A 19,582-nucleotide genomic window follows, 5' to 3' on the forward strand; every position below is an offset into this window, starting at 1 on the left:
CGAAGCCCCAAAGGGCTTCGGCCTTCTTCATCTCAGGGTTCCGTCGTATTCAACCATGGCAGGCTGCTTCGATAAGCGCTCCGTGGCCGTCTTGTAGACCTCGGAACGGTCACGCCGCCCTATTGCCACAATCTCGGCGATCTCAACCATTCCGTCCTCTCGAATTCGAAAAACCATTCGGAGTCCCGCGTTTCGCCATTTAATCTTTTTACAGCCGGCAAGCTCGCCATGAAGCGGCGTTCCGATTTCATCGGCGCGCGTCTTTAATTTTTCTATTGCAATGCGGACGAGTCTTCGCTGAGAACCATCAAGCTTTTGATATTCCTTCTTGACATCTCGATTCAAAAAGCCGATGACAAAATGACCGCTCATTCGAAAAGGTCCTCGTCGGAAATCGCATCGGGGTCCATTGACTCAAACTCCGCGAGTTCCTCAGGAGTTAAGGCCTCCTCAAACGGAATAAACTCGTGCGGACCATTCTTGATTCTGTCCACCGCGATGCGATCAATCTCAAGTTCGCGCAGATACTGCAGCGCACCGTACATTTCCTCATAGGCAGCGTAGTCGATAATCACAGTATCGATATCGTTATGGTCGGCAATGAATTGCGGAGCGCGCTTGGCGCGTTTACGAATGGCAGACAAAGACTTGCTTGCTTCGGTAGCAGAAACAACCTGGTCCTTTGTAAACACCGGTTTTTCCAGAACAAGTGGGGACATTTGTACCTCCAAAAATAATCTGGATGATATTCCAAAGTATACTTCAAAATATAATCCAGATATTTCTTAGAACTAAATTATGCCTTTATCGATTCTCGATGCTGCCGATATTCTTGAGCTCGATGGAGATGAGGCCGTTGGGCTCGTTGACAAACTCGATGTACTCGGAGTTCGAGCCCATCTCGGCCGGAAAGCTGATCTCGATGCCCGTATCGGTACGAATCTTGTGGTTGCGCACGGCCGCGCGTTCGACCTGCTTGCGCTCCACGGGCACACGCTCAGGCACCTTCTCCTCAGTCAGTGCCGCGCGCACGCTCTCCTTGATAACCGGTTCGTCCTCAAAGACCTCATCGACGATATCCCAGGGCGGCAGCTCCTCGTCATCCTCGACTTTCTCGGCGACGGCAGCCTTAACCTTGGCGAGCGCCACGGCCGTATTGGCACCGTGCTCCTCGGCGACTTCCTCGACCACACGCGTCACGGTGTCGATGACCTCCTTGCCTGATACGCCCGTGTCGCACTGCAGCAGGCCATCGGAGATAAGCATACGGTCCTCACCGGCAATCTTGCGCTTCTTGTCCACGTAACCGATCTCCATGGTGCTCGCACGCACGATGGCATAGCTCGGCACCTTTTGCGAGGGGTTCGGCAGAATGGCGTAGTGGCGCGCGATGTCGTTGCGCACCTCCCCCTCCTCGCGGCCCACTTCGTGCATAAAAGCCTGCTTGGAGCCCAGCAGCATCACGGCAAACCAGCGGGCATCCTCATCGTCGTCAAAATCGGCCACGAGCACGTCGGTTGACTCGGCTTTCTCGGCTTTGGTGAGCTCGGAGGAGATAAACTCCGCAATCTGCTGCGACAGGTCCACGAACTCGCGCTCGCCAAAGAAATAGCCCCTGAGCTCGCCGCCAAACGCAGAGTTCTCGGCAAACGTGGCGCGTTTATTGTCGGCCGAGGTACGTGCGCGGCGCAGATGCGTGGTCACGAAGTTGCGCACGGTACGGCTCTCGATATCGAGCTCGCGCTGGCTCATAACGTTGACGGCAGAGTCAAAGTCCAGGATATGCAGAATCGCGTGATTGATTTTCATATACGGCATTCCGTTCTAGATCGATTTCGGCACGAACCAGTATAGCGGTCGAGCCCGCCCCAGGCGCATCGAAGCTTGGTGCATCGGGGACAGGTTGCTTTGCACCAATGGTTAGCGCAGGAGCTCGGACTGCCAAGCCTCGAGCTGTTCTGCCAAACTCTTGCCGGCAGCGGGCATGTCGATCTGGGGTCGTTTGGGCAGCAGTGCGCATTTAAGGATTGCCACGATGGTCTGCGAGACAAAGCGTCGCGTATCCTCGTCAAAGCCTTGCGCAGCCTGGAGCATCACGGGCAGGCTCTCGCGCAGATTCCCGGCGATATCCGCAAACCGCTCAGCACCCGTAGCCTCAAACACGGAGAACAACGCATCTACAAAACGCTCGCGCTCGCTAGGCGACACTGCAAGCAGCATCTCGCGAATGGAGCCATCAACGTATCGAGCACCGGCGGACAGGCGCTCACAGTACACGAAGTCGCGACCATCAACCACCCAGCTAAAGGGATTGTGCTGCAGCAGGCTGAACTCGGTGCTCTCAACGATGGCATAGTCCTCCTGTGTCTCGAACATCATGCCAAAGATCGACGACCGAGGTAGCGTCTTGTCGATTCGACCGCAAAGATCGGCAAAGGCGTTGCCGTTCAGAAACTCCTCGACGAAGCCCGGACCATCATGGGAATACACCCGTTCGATTCGCTCGCGGGCGACATCGGAGCACATCGCCGCACCGTACACCGCAAGGTTTCCACCCTTGGAATGACCTCCGCACAAAAGCGGCCCGTCAATCGCATCCGCCGCCTCGTCCACATAACGTACCGCGGATTCCTGGGCCGGCACAGGACACCGGAACGCCATGTTAAAGTCCTCTTTCCAGCCCACAATCGTGCTGTCGGTCCCCCGGAAGGAAAGATAACTAAACCCCGCCGGAAACCGGAACGCCATGGCTGCAAACTGCTCTGTCGCTACCACATCGCTCACGGCACGATAGCCGCAAACGTGCACGCCACGGTAACGAGGGTTTGCTGCCACGGCCTCCAACAAGGCCCTGCTCCCCTCTGGGTCCCACAAGTCGTCAATCATGTCCCGGTAGCACTCGGCACGCAGCAGTTCGCGTACGTCTAGGCCCTGCCAGTTCGTCAGCTCCGCCATATCACCCGGCAAACGCAAATAGGACAACCACGCAAAGACCAGGCTATCCACCGCGCAGAACGACCGCTCCTCAAACGGATCAAACACCGTCTGGGCATATGTCAAAAAATTAGGCGAATCCGACATGGCCCTCCCATCAACTATGGTGCATTGGGGTCAGGTTACTTTGCACCAAAAAGGCGCCCGGGCCGTGTGGACCCGGACGCCTTCATTGTAGCTTTTCGCTCTAGCGAGCTTGATTTAGCAGGAGAAGTCGACGCTGTCGATGATGTCCTTGAGGGCCTTGGCGGAGGCGGTGAGCTCATGCTGCTCGTCATCGTTCAGCGGCACGGGGACGCGACAGACGACGCCGTCGCGGCCAACGACCGTCGGCATGGAGATGGCAAGATCGGACAGGCCATACTCGCCCACCATGAGCGAGGAGACGGGCAGAACGGTCTGCTCATCGCGCATGACGGCGGTGCAGATGCGCTTGACGGCCATGGCGACGCCATAGTAGGTGGCGTGCTTCTTCTCGATGATGGTGTAGGCGGAGTTCTTGACGTCCTCGGCGATGCGCTTCTCGGCAGCCTCATGCTCCAGGTGGCCGTGAAGCTCGCAGAAAGTGTTCAGCGGCACGCCGGCAACCTGGGCGCTGGACCAAGCGACAAACTCAGAGTCGCCGTGCTCACCCATGACATAGGCCTGGACATCGCGCGGGTCAACCTCGACGTGGGCACCAAGCATCTGCTGCAGACGGCCAGTGTCGAGCACGGTGCCGGAGCCGATGACATGGCCCTCGGGCAGGCCGGACATCTTGATGGCGGCATAGGTCAGAACATCGACCGGGTTGGAGACAATGAGCAGAATGCCGTCGAAGCCAGACTTCTTAATTTCGGGAATGATGGACTTAAAGATGTTGACGTTCTTGTTGACCAGGTCCAGACGGGTCTCACCGGGCTTCTGGGCAGCGCCAGCGGTGACGACGATCATGGCGGCGTCGGCGACATCGGAATAATCGCCGGCGTAGATCTTCATCGGCTCGGCAAACGTCATGCCGTGCGCGATATCCAGGGCCTCACCCTCGGCGCGGTTCTTGTCCACGTCGATGAGGACCATCTCGGAGAACAGACCGCTCTGCATCAGCGCGAACGCCGAAGACGAACCGACGAAACCGCAGCCGACAATAGCGACCTTCTTCTCGTTAACCATTAGAAACTCCCATCTCTCTCCACAAACAAGCCACCCGGGAACGACCCGAGCGGCTTGTCGTAATCCCAATACATCCAATCGGGACTTTGATTATGCTCCTATTCGCAGCCAAAAATCGACCGTTTACCGAAATTGTTTGCAGGATTCGTAAAATAACTGCACGAAATCGGTTTCGAGCTATTGACGAGTCGAAACAGGTTTCTAATACAGACCCGCCTCGCGGATGGCCTCGACAGCCAAAGCAATCTGATCGGGCGGCAGGACCAGCGCCATGCGCACGTGCCCCTCGCCCGAAGGACCAAAGCTCGCGCCCGGCGTCACCACAACGCCGGACTTCTCCATGAGCTCCTCGCAAAACGCCATGGAATCGGTGCGACCACCGGGAAGCTTGGCCCACACAAACATAGAGCCATGCGCGTTGGGACGCTCCCAGCCCAGGCCCTCAAGACCGTCGCACAGGGCATCGCGGCGCTCCTGGTACTTCAGACGCTGCGCCTCGACCTCATCGCGCGGACCGTTCAGGCAGGCGATAGCAGCCTTCTGGATCGGGAAGAACATACCAAAGTCGATCTGGCCGCGCAGCTTGGCAAAGGCCGAGACCACATCCTTGCGACCGACCAAAAAGCCGATACGCGCACCGGTGACGTTAAACGACTTGGAGAGCGAGAAGAACTCAACGCCCACCTCGAGCGCGCCGGGATACTGCAAGAAGCTGCCGCCCGGCTCGCCGTCGAACACGATGTCGGAGTATGCGTTGTCGTGAACGATGAGCAGGTCGTGCTCGCGGGCGAAAGCGATGATCTCCTCGTAGACCTCGGGCGTGCCCACCGAGCCCACCGGGTTGGCGGGCAGCGACACAATCATGTACTTGGCACGATCGGCCACCTCGGGATCGATGCCCGCCACATAGGGCAGGTAATTGTGCTCCGCCACCAGCGGATAGTACTCGAGCTTGGCATCGGCGATCTTGGCACCTGCCTCAAAGACCGGGTAGCACGGATCGGGAACCAGAATGGTGTCACCCGGATCGAGCAGGGCAAGGCCTAAATGGCCAACGCCCTCCTGCGTGCCGTTGCACGACTGCACCATAGACGGCGTAATGCCCGAAACGCCAAAGCGACGCTCGTAGTAATCGCACACGGCTTGCTTGAGTTCGGGCAGGTCGCGCAGGGCATACTTCCACATCTCGGGGTCCTGGGCCGCTTGCGTGAGCGCCTCGACCACGTGGTCGTACGGCTTAAAGTCGGGCGTGCCCACGCTCATGTTGTAAATGGTCTTGCCCTGAGCCTTCAGCGCAAGCAGTTTGTTGTTGAGAGAGGCGAAGACCTCCGCGCCAAAGCGGTCGAGACGCTGCGATGCCTGCATGGTGCCACCTTTCGATATGAAAAACGCGGCGCTCCGACAAGAGCGCCGCGCGATACGGGCCATCAGATTGCAAAAGTGTAACGCTTGCACCCGCTGTTTTGGTTCAATTTGGCAACCTTAGTCCATCGGATTGAGCGCGTCAATCTGGGCAAGCCACAGGCGCGAGCTGGCGTCACTCGGCATGCGCCAATCGCCGCGCGGGCTGAGCGTGACCGAACCCACCTTGGGGCCATCGGGCAGGCAGCTGCGCTTAAACTGCTGGGCAAAGAAGCGACGGTAGAACGTACGCAGCCACGTGTGAACGGTCTTGACGTCGTAGGCGCCCTCGAAGCTCTTGAGCGCCATGCGGTAGATCTTGCCCGGCTCAAAGCCAAAACGCAGCAGGTAGTAGAGGAAGTAGTCGTGCAGCTCGTACGGGCCCACCAAATCCTCAGTCTTCTGCGCAATCTCCCCGTCGCCCGTGGGCGGCAGAAGCTCGGGGGACACCGGCGTATCGAGGATATCGAGCAAGACCTCGGCAATACGCCCGCCAAAAACATCAGCGGCATAGCGCACCAGATGGCGCACAAGCGTCTTGGGCACGCTCGCGTTGACGGCGTACATGCTCATGTGGTCGCCGTTGTAGGTAGCCCAGCCGAGCGCCAGCTCCGACAGGTCGCCCGTGCCGATGACAAAACCGCCGGCCTGATTGGCCAGATCCATCAGAATCTGCGTACGCTCGCGGGCCTGGCTGTTCTCGTAGGTCACGTCCTGCACGGCCGGATCGTGCTCAATGTCCTTGAAGTGCTGCTCCACGGCCGCGTGGATCGAAACCTCGCGGAAGCTCACACCCAGGTCGCGGGCAAGCGACTCGGCATTCGACTTGGTGCGATGCGTCGTGCCAAAGCCGGGCATGGAGACCGCCGTGATACCCGTGCGCGGCAGCCCTAGCGCATCGAAGGCACGCACGGTTACAAGCAGTGCCAGCGTGGAGTCCAGGCCGCCCGAAAGACCGATGACTGCAGCCTTGGTACCCGTATGGGCAAGGCGGGTCTTGAGGCCCGCAGTCTGCAGATTGAGAATAGTCTCGCAACGCTCGGCCAGATCACCGTGGTCGGCCGGCACAAAAGGCGCGCGAGGGAAGACGCGGTCGATATCGCAGGCATCGCGCAGGACAGGCTCTTCGGCCAACACGCCCTCAAACGAAAACTCAACGGTCGTGGCCTCCGGCGCATCGTCTGCGCGGGTCCACGTCGTCGAGCGACGGCGCTCGGCAACCAGGCGGTCAAGGTCAACATCGGCGACGGCCATATCGCAGGTAAGCAGTTTAGTCGCGGCGAGCTTGGAGCCGTTTTCGTAGACGAGGTTCTCGCCCGCAAAGACCATGTCGGTCGTGGACTCGCCCTCGCTCGCATCTGCATAGGCATAGGCGCAGTACAGGCGCGCGCTTTGATTAGAGATAAGGCTGCGGCGGTAATCTGCCTTACCGATAATCTCGTCCGAGGCCGACGGGTTGAGAATCACCGTCGCACCGGCAAGCGCCATCTCGGTCGAAGGGGGCGCCGGCACCCACAGGTCCTCACAGACCTCAACGCCCAGCACCAGGTCCTCGGCGCCCTCATCACAGCAACGGTAGACAAGCCCCGAACCCAGCGGGACCGGACCCTGACCGGCAAATTCAACCCACACGGAATCCGCAGGCGCCGGAGCAAACCAACGGCGCTCATAGAACTCGCCATAGTTGGGCAGATACTTCTTGGCCGTGAGGCCCAAAAGCTCGCCCGCGCAGCACACGGCGGCACAGTTGTAGATATTCTCGGCAACTGCAACGGGAAGGCCGATGGTAAAGACAATCGGCAGCTCGCGAGTTTCATCGAGAATATGTGCCAGTGCGGTCTCGCAGGCATGCAGTAATGTGCGGTTATGGAACAGATCGGCTGCGGTATAGCCAGTCAGATTAAGCTCGGGCAACACCAACGCACGAACGCCACACTCGGCAGCATCGCGAACAGCCGCCAGCACAACCTCGGCATTGCCCTCGACATCGGCAACGCGAATCTGCGGCGACGCCGCCGCCACACGCAAAAAGCCATCGTTCTTATTAACCGAAACGCAGCATTGCCTTGTTGATCTGGACACTGGAGGCCCCTTCTACCCTGAGATTCAGTCTAACGGACGTTCACATATCTCTATCTAGCCAAAGCAACCTCCCAGTTTACTGAGACGCCAACCTGTGCTAAGAGCATGTATTCCAAAAATATCTTTAATTAAAAAAGGAGAAATCGATAATCGACTTCTCCTTTAAGCGAGGCAAGTAAATTCCAAAACTAATGGCAGAATTTATCCATGTAGTCCTCAAAGTCGAACACTTCTACCACGACGCCCTCTTCCTGAGACTCTTTCAGTTGCTCCAAGAGATCTTTGTTAATAACGTCCATGCAGAAACCTCCTCTATCTAATCAATTGTAGTATATCTGCTTTCATGCAATTATCAACCAACTTGTTTAATTGCTCCTCGTTTGCCGATAGTCCCTCTTTTTTCAAAATGTCGCGCACCTCGTTCTTAGTAATCGGCTTTTCAAACAACGAAAGCAAAGCGAACGAAAAATCATTAACCGCACACATTCTATGGGTGGCACAACTCAGTAGTACTCTTAACCCCTCTTTTGAGCGTCCGACTTCTTTAACAAACGAACTTTTAACCAATTGAAAACCATTATCGTGCATTACATAATCGGCATCGATATTTGTATTCAGCAATCCATAATGCAACAGTTCTTCTATCGCCCTTGTCAGCTCGAGGTCGCCCTGATCAAGAATAAGAGAAATGCTACAATCGGCCTCCAATAAACGGGCCAACTTAAGATATACCAACTGGGAAACAGCATAGACATGATGGTATTCAGAATTATAGAAGTAGGCAAATGGCTCAACGAGCACGACAGAGGTCTTGGAATCCAGCCAGATTCGATCAGCTGGATTTAGACTAGTTAGCCGTCGCTTTACTTTGGTCAAATGTCCCTTATACCTGACAGCGTGAATAGAATCTAGGATCCAGGTCACCTCTGAAATATGAAGCCGCTGGGGCAAGTCAATTGTGTCGCTACCGTTTATGACCTCTTGCATATAAAAATCAATATGATGCTCATCAGATAAGGATTTTGCTTCATTTAAAGTTAAACCAGTGCCTGAAACATAATCCACTTCGAGGCGCAAATCCTCATATTGGGACTTCGGCATTACAGAGACACCATACTTATCGGGATGATTCCAAACATCCGACCCCATAACGAGACCAAAATTCGTAAATCCTCTCGTGGAATATGGAACACCACATACCTGTTTTGAATAATTCAAAACATTCTCTGTATAAGCTAAGGTGTTCAGAGCCTCTTCTTTAGTTTCGGTCGGAAAGCCAATCATAAAAAATAGATGAACAGGAATACCCGCATTGAGACAATCATGGATATTGCGATCAATCCAATCAACTCTCGTGTTCTTCTTCATTAGATCAAGAACTCTTTGGTTATATGACTCGAGGCCAAACTGAATCTGCCTACATCCACTTTGGTATATCTTGTTAAAAACGTCTGTACTTAGGGTTGGAGAGAACCTCGTTTCTCCATGCCAGAAAAACGTTTTTCCCGATGCGTTTATTTCATCCGCGAGTTGCTCCATTCTTTTGCCTTCGAATGTTTCATCCACAAAAGAGAAAACTCTCGTGCCGTATTTTTCATTTAACCGACACATTATTTCAAATACTCTCGATATAGGCATCTTTCGGTAACAACCACCGGTAGCACCGGGAATGGTGCAGAAGGCGCAATGATTAAAACACTGCCTAGAGGAATAAACCGGCAATATTAACTCAGGCATGAAGTATTTAGAAAGGGCGAAGCCATCGAAATCGGGAACTGTATCGTTGATAAATGTTTGCTCAATCCGATGGTTTTTATATATCTTTCCACCTTTAGCATGGCAAAGGTTTGGAACACAGTCGAGATTGTCATCACCAGAGTCAAGAGCCTCAAGAAGACGTGCAAGCGGCTCTTCGGCGTCATACATCATTATCGAATCAATGTATTCAAAAAAAGGATGCCATTCTTTCATGCAGTCATCTGCTAAACGAGTAATGTAATTGCCGCCCAATGAGACGTGTTTAACAGATGGACATTCTTCTTTAATCAGTTTCGCTAACGTAACTGCAGAAATCAATTGGAAACAGCCGCTCACCGAAATCCCAATAAACTCGATTTTTTCCCTCTGAATACGCTTAAGAAAGGCAGTTTCATAGAAGGAAATAAACGGATTATGCAAGGTATCCGCAAGCGATTTCATTATTTCTGGTGTCGAATAATAATCATAGGGCAGATCTATGGAGTTGAACGTGTATTTAACTCCATATGAGACGTGATTTATGATATAGAGTGCATTTCTAAAAATGTTTTCAGCATATTGTCTTTCTTTTAGATTAAAGTATCTCTTCGATCTGAAAATATCTTTTGCCTCGTCAACATTAAGTGCCGACTTTTGTATCAACTCGATTGTTAATTGAACATTCGAACTAAACGAATCCTTTGATTCCCGATACCTTTTACAGCACTCTTCGACATGTCTAAAAGATAGGAGGTCATCGTAAAATTCCACGTTTAAGTCAACAATGTCAACTTTGTATTGTTCAACCTCTTGAAGATATGACTTCAAAACAGGCAAGGCAAGATACGGCCCCACTGGACTCCATCCTGGGGGAAATACTAAAAGCGTTTTAGGCATATCAACGTCACATCTTTCGCAAATAATTCAATTGAAACACAACTACCATCATAATTGAAAATACACCAAGTCCTGTAACGAGAATTGAGAACATCGCGATGCTCGTGAACAGCGAAACAAGAAGTGTTGAAATAACAACAGCAACCGATTGCAAAGACTCCCTAATTGAAAACAGGCTTATCGATTCAGATCCGTCTCTCGCCAAATCCTGCAGCGATGTTATGAGAAGCACATCTTGAATGGCGTTTCCGGCACCGACGATAAAAAGGAAAATAAACGATATCCCAGACGCATAGCGATAGCCAAACGCCAGATATGCACCGAGCGCAAGATACGTCACAAAACAATATGATTTAACGCAATCGGAACCACTGATTAAACGACCATATATTGTATTTCCGAACAACAGTCCGATTGTAAGACTACTCTGAAGGAATCCGTATTGTATCGATGACGAGTCAAATTGCAATTGCGCTATAGCTGGCAAAAGAGAATTCAGAGAGCCGAATGCCACGCCACTAGAAATATCGATTAATAGGAAACCAATTGCCAAGTGCTTCGCGCTAAGATCACTAAATGCAGTCCTGTTTTTTTCATTTTTGCTTATTCCCTCTTTATCATTAACCTCGATAACCGACGGAACATCTCGCAGCAACCAGAACGACGCGGCAAAAGAAAGCGCGTCTAATGCAAGAACAGCCTCCGCCCCAAATTGAGCGACAACAAAACCGCCGGCAACTGGCCCCAGAACCATCATCAAATTCTGCAGGAACCCAAACGAATTATTAATTACGTCGCGATTGATACTATTCGTATTGGCTCTTAACAACGAGTAAAAGCAGGGCATTTCTACCGTTCGGCAAAGCGATACCGCGCACGTAATAGCAAACATACTCCATTTACTATCAACAAAAATATAGCAAACGAATAATCCCGCGCGAATTAAGTCTGCCAATCTCATGGCCTGCAGTGTCCCGATACCCATCTTCTGAGGCAGCTGCGCGAGCGCAACTGAAAACAGAGAGGGGGCAAATCTGCAGCAGACCATCAAAGCAGTTGCAGAAACATCGTGAGTTACCTCGTAAATCAGCATTGGCAAAGCAATATTCGCACACCAATTGCCTATTTCGCTTATCCCTCTAGCAATATATAGGACCCGAACCGGACGGCTAGCTCTCAATACCGTGAACATCACGATTAACCTCGTATTTCAGGCCTCGTTCATCCCTTAATAGGAATCCATAATCAACCAAGTACCGCCTCAACACGGCATAATCAGGATAGAGCTGTGACAGCACACGATTAACCTGAAGCTCCGTATAACTTGTATTTAATTCAAAGAAAGAGACGGCCCATAGCAGCATGATTCTTTTATAGCTTTCCTTTTTTGGAATTGAAACCAGCTCGCCATTCTTGAGAAATCGTTTTTTAAAGTCTATTAGCTCATCCATTCACATCCTCCATTTCATACGCATCTAATACTAAAAATGCATACGCTTTAGGTCATCGCATTCAGCTTCTTTATTCGAACTAAACTCGAACTAATTTATTTGCTCAGACACTCTTCGAAAGCTCGTTTTTCACTCTGAGTAAAATGCCCTTCCCAGTCAGTCCACGAACAGGAAGGCAACTCACAACGAGCGGAGTCGAAGCCCTCTGCCGTCGGTCGTTCAAAATGCACGATAACCTTTTCGGTATCGCCATCGATAATCAAGTCAGAGTGAATGACCTCGGTACCATCTTCGAATGTCATATACGGGTACATCACGTAAACCACCTCGCAATCATAAATCCAGTTTAGCATCAAGCTATTACACCAAAGACAGCGAGCCCCCTTGATGAGTTGATGGTATCTGTTAAATGTCACGTACGATTCACATCTGGTGGGTACCCTGATGGCTACACAAAACGAAGCAGATTTACACCGGGAGGACCCCGTATGACGACTGAATACACCGACGCGCCGCGCACGCGCGTCATGACACCGGCATCGCTCAACAACGGCGCGCACGAGAACCATTCCATCGGACAAACCATGGCCATCGCGCCCAAAAAGGGCCTGTTCGACGACATCTCTATTCCCCAGATCATCGCCGGCGCCGCAGCTGCCGCCACGAGCGTCGCGCTTGCCTCCAAGATTGGTATCGCTGGTTCAGTAATTGGTGCCGCCGTGAGCTCGGTCATCACCGTTGTGTCCTCGCAGGTCTACCGCCACTTTATCTCTGCCAGCGCCGAAGCCCTCAAAGGTACGCACGCCGCCGTCGACTACCCCGCCGGCGCCTATGAGCCCGTTGAGCTTAATGCCGAGGAGCACCTAGGCGGCGCCGCGACTACACAGGAAATGCGCCAGGTCGCGGGACGCGCGACCACGGCGCGCGTCGCCCCCAACAGTCTGCGCGCCAAGGCGGCAGCAGAGCGCAGCCAGACGCAAAAGAAGGTCATTATCTTCTCGATCGCCATCGCCATCGTCGCAGTTATCGCCTGCGCCGGCGCCATCCTCATCACCACCGCCGGTGAGGGTCTGGGCGAGCGTCCCGAGCCAATCCTGTCGTCGCGCACGACCGAGAGCGATGCAAATGGCAACACCCAGTCGCAGGATCAGCAGGCACAGACGGACGACACGCAAGACAGTTCTGCCTCTGCCAATTCGTCCTCGAACACCCAAAACCAATCGCAGGGCACCGATTCCTCTACGGCCAACAGCGGTACGCAATCCGGCACGACCGACTCAAGCCAAACGACTGACGGCTCTCAACCGAGCACGGGCGACCAGACGAGCGACACCACGTCGGGAACGGGCACAGCAAACAGCAGCAACAGCAATTCGAGTGGCACCACATCGGGCACGACATCTGACAGTTCAAGCCAAGGCACGACATCGGGCAACTAAGCACGTTTGCTTCTCATAGAGAACCGATCTGTATAACGGGCGCGAACCGGCAACGGTCGCGCCCGTTTGCCTTGGGCGCCGAGGTAGCACGCCCCGTGCGATGGTAAGATGCTTTGGTGTGTAAAGAGGAGATTTGCCATGAGCAAGACAATAGTTAAGCCCACGCTATCGCTGGGCAACCACATCTATCTGTATCGCCTGCTGCGCGATGCGATTGGATGCGGCAAGCAAACGTTTATGACGCAGGTCGAGGAGGCGCTCGCCACCGGCGACATGGCCGCTTATGACCTGGGCTTCGAGTCCACGCGCGAGTTGCTCGAGGAACTCGACGACTGCATTAAACTGACCGTCTTTAAGGGCGGCCGCCTGTATGCCACCGTCATCGCCAACGAGGCCTGGGATACCGCCCTTGCCAAAGGCGAGGACAAGCCCAAGGCAGCCAAGGGCACCAAGCAGTCCTACAAAAAGAAAAAGCGCGGCGAGAAAGACCTCAAGGCTGTACGCCCCAAGCACGTTAAGCGTCCCGAGCCCGTGGCCGAAGTCGCTCCGGAGCCCGAGCCCGAGACAGAGATCGAAGTCGCTATTGAGGTAGCAGCAGAAGCCGAAACCGAAATCGCCGCCATGACCGATCCCGAAGTCATGTCAGAGCAGGAAGCCGCTGTGGAGCTCAACGAGGCCCCCAAGTCGACAACCGAAGAAGCCGCTAACCAACCCGAGACGTCTGCGTTCCAAAACGGCGATGTCTTTGGCAACGAGGCCGAGGACGATCAGTCCGACGAGCCCGCCGATCAAGGCGCTACCGAGTCGGCGCCGGAGCCCGAGACGCCGCAGCCCGCCATCTCGCTCACGGTTGTCTATGACCCCGAGAACGCCAATGCCGGCATCACCACCATGGCATCCACGCCGGTCGAAGCAAAGCTGCCTGTCGAGGCAGAGGACGCCCCGCAAGCCGATGCCAAAACCGAGACTGAAGACACATCCGTCTCCGTGGAACCGACAGATTCCGCAGTTAAGCCGGAACCGGTGCCTGAGTCTGCACCCGTCATCGAGTCCGCATCCGAACCTGTCTATGACCAGATTCCCGCACCGGCTCCGGTCCCCGCTGCAGCACCGGCCCCCGCACCCGCAACGCCCGCCATCCCCGAGGACTTCCCCGTCGATTTCGCAACCGAGGTCTTCTGCCCCGGCCCGCTTCTGCACCAGTTGTCGACCTATCTCCCCTACGGCGCCGACACGCTCGGCATCGTCGGCGAGTACTACTGGATCGCCCGCGAACGCGGCGCCATCGAGGCCGCGCGAAACCGCGCAAGCTTCCCCCTGCGCTACACGCAGGCCGGCGAGCGCCACGAAGTCACCGTACGCATTCGCCGCAACACCACCGGCGGCCTCGGAGCCACCTGGGCCATCGACAAGGTCGAAGCCCCGGTCGAGTAAAAAACGGCCTCGGATAGCCAATTGACCATCCGAGGCCGTTTGAATTCAGGCCTTTTAGTTGTCATCGGCGCATATAGACACCAGAGAAGCAAGCTCATCCTCAAGTTGCGGAGCAAAGTATCTAAAAGAAACCTGCGCTCCAGTCGGTATCGACTCAATCATATTCGCAGCATTATCTGAAACTCGGTACGATGCAGTTTCACCTGTCTTCAAATCCTCTATTGAGCAGACAGCGTCTTCAGCATCAATCGACCTAAGCACGCCTTTTCCTTGTAACATCACATCGGCATGCCCGCCAGCTATTTCTAATGAACCTGAGTCTGTCGCAGTCACTTCTCCGGAACCTCCGCGCGATATCTCTTCCTTTGTTGAACAGCCCACCAATGAAGCCATCAGCACCAAAGACAGAGCTAGACGAATCGCCCTACTTCGAAAAAGTCGTTCCATAAGTCCACGCATAATAGCTCTGATCATACTTCAGGAAGGATAAAGATGAATTCCAGCCGTCCGCTATGCCAATCATCTGCCTTGTCTCTCCAGTTTTCTTACCAGTAAGTGTGGCGTAAGCCTCCGCTGTTACAGAATGGGCTGATCCGTTGTACAAACTCGCATGTAAAACATTCGGTCTATTAGAGTTAATCTCATTTTGAATGCTCACGATAGCCGGAGAGGAGACAGTGCGGGCGATAAGAGTACTTCCTCTGCTTGCGCAGTAATTTGTAAACCCCGTTGCACAGGTTGATATCGGCGTTCCGCCCAAAACAACGCCGGGAACAGTCTGTTCTTCATCGGAAAGAGCATGGGTATTGGTGTAATTCCATATCTGCATATATTGCGAAGGGTCGCTATATAAATTGGCAATGCCATACAGTTCCGCAACGTTCGAAAAAGCTGTCACCATACAAGCATAGTGGGCAGTAAGCCTCTTAATCTCGCTTTCATCATATGACATAAACTGAGAAATGGAACGAAATCCAGATACTGTGTAATCCTGCATTTGAGTTGCGTAAATTACGACATCGTTCCAGCTTGAAGGTTTATTCGATAAAACGACAGGCCGTCCTTCTATGGAAACAGCCGGGATTGTTCTTCCGCAATTTGTTGTTATTGAACCGTCCAAAGATTGCACACCGAATTCGAATGGATTGATCATTACGACTGGGTTATTGAAAGAATAAGACTCAACACCAAGATCTCCTCCCCGATCCATAGGGCTGACTAAGCCGTCTCCAAAACGATATCCCGTAAGTATTTCATCATCTGAAGCATCTAAAACCAAATAGCCCGCGGCTCTATTGAATGTCACAACCGGAACAATGTAGCCAAGCGGGGACCCATCAACGTCTACAAAAGGAATAGGGTCAGAAGGCGTATACGAAGAGCCGAGGAGTCCCTTTATATATTTATCGGCAAGCTCTTGCGCAATTTCTGAAGTAAATTGTATCTGCTCACCATCAATATTGCCCGTCGAAGCAAAAACCTCTTTCGGACGTGCGGCTAAGGCGACAATTGAAGACGCGACAAGTTGCAGAAAACGACGACGCGAAAGCATATGTTCTTCTTTCTAGAGGAGCGACTTATAAGATACTCCCATTCTATAACCTTTTTTGTAACGTTACAGCACTGGTTATATTTCAATTCGATTTGCTTATGTCCTTGTAACCCAATACATCTTTACGTTTTAAACGGAATTAGAAAATCACTCATAGCAAAAACGGGCTTTAATCCCAAAGAGATGACTTTGATTATGAATCAAACCGGCAGTCAGGGCATAGCCGCAGTGCAATTGCTACAAGAAAGGCCGCCCTTGCTGGCGGCCTTTCTACTTGCTACTAGTCACGCGTGAGCTTGCGGTGAATACGATGCGGCTGGGCTGCGTCCTCGCCCAGGCGCTCGATGCGGTTGGCCTGATAGGCCTCGAAGTTGCCCTCGAACCAATACCAGTTGCCCGGGTTCTCGTCGGTGCCCTCCCACGCCAGAATGTGCGTGGCGACGCGGTCTAGGAACATACGGTCATGGCTAATGACCACCGAGCAGCCCGGGAACTCGAGTAGCGCCGCTTCGAGCGAGGACAGCGTCTCGACGTCGAGGTCGTTCGTGGGCTCGTCGAGGAGCAGCAGGTTGCCGCCCTGCTTGAGCGTGAGCGCCAAGTTCAGACGGTTGCGCTCGCCACCGGAGAGTACGCCGGCGCGCTTCTGCTGGTCCTGGCCCTTAAAGCCAAAGCTCGCCACGTACGCGCGGCTCGGAACCTCGGTCTCGCCGACCATCATGTGGTCCAGGCCGTCCGAGACGACCTCCCATAGGTTCTTATCGGGGTCGATGCCGGAACGGTTCTGGTCGACGTAAGAAATCTTGACGGTCTCGCCCACCTCGAGCTCGCCCGAAGTCAGCGGCTCCAGGCCCACGATGGTCTTGAAGAGCGTGGTCTTGCCCACGCCGTTGGGGCCGATGACGCCCACGATGCCGTTGCGCGGCAGGGTGAACGAAAGGTCATCGATGAGCACGCGGCCATCGAACTCCTTGTGCAGGTGATGGGCCTCGAGTACCTTGTTGCCCAAACGCGGGCCCACAGGGATGCGGATATCGGTCCAGTCGAGCTTCTGGCTTGCGCGGGCCTCGGCCTCCATCTCCTCGTAGCGAGCCAGACGGGCCTTGTTCTTGGCCTGACGGGCCTTGGGCGAGCTGCGCACCCACTCGAGCTCGGCCTCCATGCGCTTGGCGAGCTTGGCGTCGCGGTTACCCTGAGCCTCGATACGGGCGGCCTTGGTCTCCAGATACGTGGAGTAGTTGCCCTTGTAGGGATAGAGGTGGCCGCGGTCGACCTCGCAGATCCACTCGGCAACGTTATCCAGGAAGTAGCGATCGTGCGTGACGGCAAGCACCGCGCCCTGGTAATTGTGCAGGAAGTGCTCGAGCCACAGGATCGACTCGGCGTCCAGGTGGTTGGTAGGCTCGTCGAGCAGCAGCAGGTCGGGAGCCTCGAGCAGCAGCTTGCACAGGGCCACGCGGCGTCGCTCGCCGCCAGAGAGTACGTTAACCGGCATGTCAGAATCGGGCAGCTGCAGGGCGTCCATGGCCTGGCCGAGCTTGGAATCGATATCCCAGCCGTCGGCGGCGTCAATCTCGTCCTGGAGCTTTCCCATCTCGGCCATGAGGGCGTCCATGTCGCAATCCGGGTCGCACATCTCCTCGCCGATCTTATTGAAGCGATCGACCTTGGCGATCATATCGCCAAACGCCATGCGCACGTTCTCGATGACGGTCTTGTCATCGTCGAGCGGCGGCTCCTGCTGCAGGATGCCCACGGTGTAGCCGGGAGTGAGCCTGGCATCGCCGTTGGAGACCTCCTCGATGCCGGCCATGATCTTGAGCAGGGTCGACTTACCCATGCCGTTAGGACCCACAACGCCGATCTTGGCACCGGGGTAGAAGCTCAGGGTCACGTCGTCAAGAATCACCTTGTCGCCATGGGCCTTACGAGCCTGATACATCTGGTAGATAAACTCCGCCATTTGCCTGTTTTATCCTTTCTACCTGCTGTTTCCCTATTCTTGATTCGCTTTAGTGGAAACGAAATGAGGAAATCAGCTCTGAAACTTAACGAAAAAGGGGCATGGTTGCCCACACCCCTAATACTACCTGGGAAAAGTCCCCCGGAACACACTATGAACTGCGTACGCTAGTTTTCCGCAACCTTAGCGAACGGCTCGCTGCGATTTGCGCCACAGCAGATACGAATAGACGTAGGCAGCGCCAGCTGAACCAAACGTCAGCACCGCAATCACCGCGGCGACGACTTCACTCGAAAGCACGCTGCCCGCCACGCCCATCACAATCAGGCCAACACCCAGCACCATAAAGCAGGCACCGCCAAAGCGCTGCGTACGGCGCCAGTTCTCGGGATCGGCAAGCGCCCAGGGCGTCTTGATACCGAGCGTATAGTTCTGCTTCACACGCGGCAAGTAGTTGCCTACGCCGATGAACAGCAAACCGACAGCACCGGAAATCAGCACGTTGACCGAACCGACCGCCGGCACCACGCCCCAGACCGTAAGCTCTCCCAGCCAGCTTATGGCGCACATGAACAAGGTGAAGGCAATTACGAAGCCCTGATAGAACTTACCCGAGGTTCGATATGCCTCACCTTTGGGATCGACGCGCGGCACCACGCAGAACATTGCGAGAAGCGCCAGAGGCAGCACGCCGAGCGCGGAGGCCATCCAGCTAGGACCCCAACCGTCGACAGCGCCGTTCGCGCCCCAGTGCGTGGGAATCTGCGCAGGCAAGCTCGGCATCACCATGAGGTGCGCTACGACATTGGCGACGCACAGAGCGACCAGCGCAATCCACACGCGCGACGATACCCCTGTGGGGTGAATGCCCTTGTTTTCGTTATTCATCCTTATCACCTTCATTGTTTGTAAAACCCATAAACCAGCCAATTAAATCCTGCATGACGGTGGTGTTTAAGCTGTATACGATGTTTTGGCCATGGCGCTCGTCGGTCACCAACCCGGCGTTTTTAAGCGTCGCCAAGTGATGGCTCAGCGACGGCTTACTGATATCGAAATGCTTGGCAAGCTCCCCCGCCGTGCAATTGCCCTCGCGCAGCAGTTCCAAAATGCGCCGCCGCGTAGGATCGACCAGCGCCTTAAAACCCTCTCCCGGCATAAGACCTCCTCTCAGCACCCCTCATGACGCGCACACTATACTCGATATTTAGATGTTTGTCTAACTGTCTAATCTTGTACTCAAAAAAATAGCCGCCTCCGCGTAATGCGAAGACGGCCACTTCTCACGCTACAAACGTGTTTGGGAGTTGGCCAACCCGCTGCAACGGGTGCCATCTGCTTTATCTTATGCGAATCCCGATCCCATTTCAACAAACCCCAAGGGTTCAAATGGAATCGTAATAATACCCTTGATTCGCAACTTCATCCGAACACTTCCCACATTCATCCGTACATGTACGGATGAATGTGGGAATCCGATACC

At 54.1% G+C, this 19,582-nt stretch carries 17 protein-coding genes; 2 read left to right on the plus strand and 15 right to left on the minus strand.

Going from position 1 to position 19,582, the window contains the following annotated elements:
* Positions 1–27: 27 nt before the first annotated feature.
* From AAAV21_RS09855 to AAAV21_RS09900, 10 genes are all read right to left on the minus strand, one after another.
* The gene (locus tag AAAV21_RS09855) at positions 28–372 is read right to left on the minus strand and encodes a type II toxin-antitoxin system mRNA interferase toxin, RelE/StbE family (protein WP_349109339.1); all 345 of its coding nucleotides are present in this window, start codon (positions 370–372) and stop codon (positions 28–30) included.
* On the minus strand, positions 369–719 hold the full coding sequence (locus AAAV21_RS09860; RefSeq protein ID WP_349109342.1) for a hypothetical protein: 351 nt from the start codon (positions 717–719) through the stop codon (positions 369–371). Before AAAV21_RS09860 ends, AAAV21_RS09855 begins: the two co-directional genes overlap by 4 nt.
* Positions 720–804: 85 nt before the next feature.
* Positions 805–1,809, minus strand: coding sequence for a nucleoid-associated protein (locus AAAV21_RS09865; protein ID WP_349109344.1), 1,005 nt, complete (start codon positions 1,807–1,809; stop codon positions 805–807).
* 111 nt (positions 1,810–1,920) lie between these two features.
* A complete protein-coding gene (locus AAAV21_RS09870; protein ID WP_349102325.1) occupies positions 1,921–3,081 on the minus strand; it encodes an Mbeg1-like protein in 1,161 nt (386 codons plus the stop codon).
* A 114-nt stretch (positions 3,082–3,195) separates the two neighbouring features.
* Positions 3,196–4,146 (minus strand): L-lactate dehydrogenase, encoded by a 951-nt coding sequence (locus tag AAAV21_RS09875; RefSeq protein ID WP_006234343.1) that lies wholly within the window; start codon positions 4,144–4,146, stop codon positions 3,196–3,198.
* A 201-nt stretch (positions 4,147–4,347) separates the two neighbouring features.
* Positions 4,348–5,511, minus strand: coding sequence for an aminotransferase class I/II-fold pyridoxal phosphate-dependent enzyme (locus AAAV21_RS09880; RefSeq protein ID WP_349102324.1), 1,164 nt, complete (start codon positions 5,509–5,511; stop codon positions 4,348–4,350).
* A 117-nt stretch (positions 5,512–5,628) separates the two neighbouring features.
* Positions 5,629–7,629, minus strand: a complete 2,001-nt coding sequence (locus AAAV21_RS09885; RefSeq protein WP_349102323.1) for an NAD(+) synthase — start codon at positions 7,627–7,629, stop codon at positions 5,629–5,631.
* Positions 7,630–7,941: 312 nt separating this feature from the next.
* Positions 7,942–10,263: a radical SAM protein gene (locus AAAV21_RS09890; RefSeq protein WP_349109347.1), complete on the minus strand. Its 2,322-nt coding sequence runs from the start codon at positions 10,261–10,263 to the stop codon at positions 7,942–7,944.
* A gap of 7 nt (positions 10,264–10,270) precedes the next feature.
* Positions 10,271–11,455 (minus strand): MFS transporter, encoded by a 1,185-nt coding sequence (locus AAAV21_RS09895; protein ID WP_082435530.1) that lies wholly within the window; start codon positions 11,453–11,455, stop codon positions 10,271–10,273.
* Positions 11,433–11,714: a DUF2087 domain-containing protein gene (locus AAAV21_RS09900; RefSeq protein ID WP_055251466.1), complete on the minus strand. Its 282-nt coding sequence runs from the start codon at positions 11,712–11,714 to the stop codon at positions 11,433–11,435. Before AAAV21_RS09900 ends, AAAV21_RS09895 begins: the two co-directional genes overlap by 23 nt.
* Before the next feature lie 488 nt (positions 11,715–12,202).
* Between AAAV21_RS09900 and AAAV21_RS09905 the strand changes: the two genes are divergently transcribed.
* Positions 12,203–13,153 carry a hypothetical protein gene (locus AAAV21_RS09905; protein ID WP_349102322.1) on the plus strand — a complete coding sequence of 317 codons (951 nt, stop codon included), beginning with the start codon at positions 12,203–12,205 and terminating at the stop codon, positions 13,151–13,153.
* A 138-nt stretch (positions 13,154–13,291) separates the two neighbouring features.
* Positions 13,292–14,587: a hypothetical protein gene (locus AAAV21_RS09910; protein ID WP_349102321.1), complete on the plus strand. Its 1,296-nt coding sequence runs from the start codon at positions 13,292–13,294 to the stop codon at positions 14,585–14,587.
* A gap of 54 nt (positions 14,588–14,641) precedes the next feature.
* Here AAAV21_RS09910 and AAAV21_RS09915 read toward each other — a convergent pair whose 3' ends face one another.
* From AAAV21_RS09915 to AAAV21_RS09935, 5 genes are all read right to left on the minus strand, one after another.
* Complete coding sequence (locus AAAV21_RS09915; protein WP_147346212.1) at positions 14,642–14,980, minus strand: hypothetical protein; 339 nt, start codon at positions 14,978–14,980, stop codon at positions 14,642–14,644.
* Positions 14,981–15,011: 31 nt separating this feature from the next.
* The gene (locus AAAV21_RS09920; RefSeq protein ID WP_273376837.1) at positions 15,012–16,139 is read right to left on the minus strand and encodes a hypothetical protein; all 1,128 of its coding nucleotides are present in this window, start codon (positions 16,137–16,139) and stop codon (positions 15,012–15,014) included.
* A 280-nt stretch (positions 16,140–16,419) separates the two neighbouring features.
* Positions 16,420–18,099, minus strand: a complete 1,680-nt coding sequence (gene ettA, locus AAAV21_RS09925) for an energy-dependent translational throttle protein EttA (RefSeq protein ID WP_055251458.1) — start codon at positions 18,097–18,099, stop codon at positions 16,420–16,422.
* Positions 18,100–18,282: 183 nt separating this feature from the next.
* On the minus strand, positions 18,283–18,987 hold the full coding sequence (locus tag AAAV21_RS09930; protein WP_161194574.1) for an SdpI family protein: 705 nt from the start codon (positions 18,985–18,987) through the stop codon (positions 18,283–18,285).
* Positions 18,980–19,258 carry an autorepressor SdpR family transcription factor gene (locus tag AAAV21_RS09935; RefSeq protein WP_349102320.1) on the minus strand — a complete coding sequence of 93 codons (279 nt, stop codon included), beginning with the start codon at positions 19,256–19,258 and terminating at the stop codon, positions 18,980–18,982. The genes AAAV21_RS09930 and AAAV21_RS09935 overlap by 8 nt, the downstream gene beginning before the upstream one ends.
* Between the last annotated feature and the right edge of the window lie 324 nt (positions 19,259–19,582).

Origin of the sequence: Collinsella sp. CLA-AA-H302 (assembly GCF_040093305.1) — a bacterium.
In the GTDB taxonomy this organism is placed as follows: domain Bacteria; phylum Actinomycetota; class Coriobacteriia; order Coriobacteriales; family Coriobacteriaceae; genus Collinsella.

Bases quoted from the DNA above. Each gene is read 5' to 3' on its own strand.
- AAAV21_RS09855 (WP_349109339.1), bottom strand. From the start codon at position 372: ATGAGCGGTCATTTTGTCATCGGCTTTTTGAATCGAGATGTCAAGAAG.
- AAAV21_RS09860 (WP_349109342.1), bottom strand. From the start codon at position 719: ATGTCCCCACTTGTTCTGGAAAAACCGGTGTTTACAAAGGACCAGGTT.
- AAAV21_RS09865 (WP_349109344.1), bottom strand. From the start codon at position 1,809: ATGAAAATCAATCACGCGATTCTGCATATCCTGGACTTTGACTCTGCC.
- AAAV21_RS09870 (WP_349102325.1), bottom strand. From the start codon at position 3,081: ATGTCGGATTCGCCTAATTTTTTGACATATGCCCAGACGGTGTTTGAT.
- AAAV21_RS09875 (WP_006234343.1), bottom strand. From the start codon at position 4,146: ATGGTTAACGAGAAGAAGGTCGCTATTGTCGGCTGCGGTTTCGTCGGT.
- AAAV21_RS09880 (WP_349102324.1), bottom strand. From the start codon at position 5,511: ATGCAGGCATCGCAGCGTCTCGACCGCTTTGGCGCGGAGGTCTTCGCC.
- AAAV21_RS09890 (WP_349109347.1), bottom strand. From the start codon at position 10,263: ATGCCTAAAACGCTTTTAGTATTTCCCCCAGGATGGAGTCCAGTGGGG.
- AAAV21_RS09895 (WP_082435530.1), bottom strand. From the start codon at position 11,455: ATGTTCACGGTATTGAGAGCTAGCCGTCCGGTTCGGGTCCTATATATT.
- AAAV21_RS09900 (WP_055251466.1), bottom strand. From the start codon at position 11,714: ATGGATGAGCTAATAGACTTTAAAAAACGATTTCTCAAGAATGGCGAG.
- AAAV21_RS09905 (WP_349102322.1), top strand. From the start codon at position 12,203: ATGACGACTGAATACACCGACGCGCCGCGCACGCGCGTCATGACACCG.
- AAAV21_RS09910 (WP_349102321.1), top strand. From the start codon at position 13,292: ATGAGCAAGACAATAGTTAAGCCCACGCTATCGCTGGGCAACCACATC.
- AAAV21_RS09915 (WP_147346212.1), bottom strand. From the start codon at position 14,980: ATGGCTTCATTGGTGGGCTGTTCAACAAAGGAAGAGATATCGCGCGGA.
- AAAV21_RS09920 (WP_273376837.1), bottom strand. From the start codon at position 16,139: ATGCTTTCGCGTCGTCGTTTTCTGCAACTTGTCGCGTCTTCAATTGTC.
- ettA (WP_055251458.1), bottom strand. From the start codon at position 18,099: ATGGCGGAGTTTATCTACCAGATGTATCAGGCTCGTAAGGCCCATGGC.
- AAAV21_RS09930 (WP_161194574.1), bottom strand. From the start codon at position 18,987: ATGAATAACGAAAACAAGGGCATTCACCCCACAGGGGTATCGTCGCGC.
- AAAV21_RS09935 (WP_349102320.1), bottom strand. From the start codon at position 19,258: ATGCCGGGAGAGGGTTTTAAGGCGCTGGTCGATCCTACGCGGCGGCGC.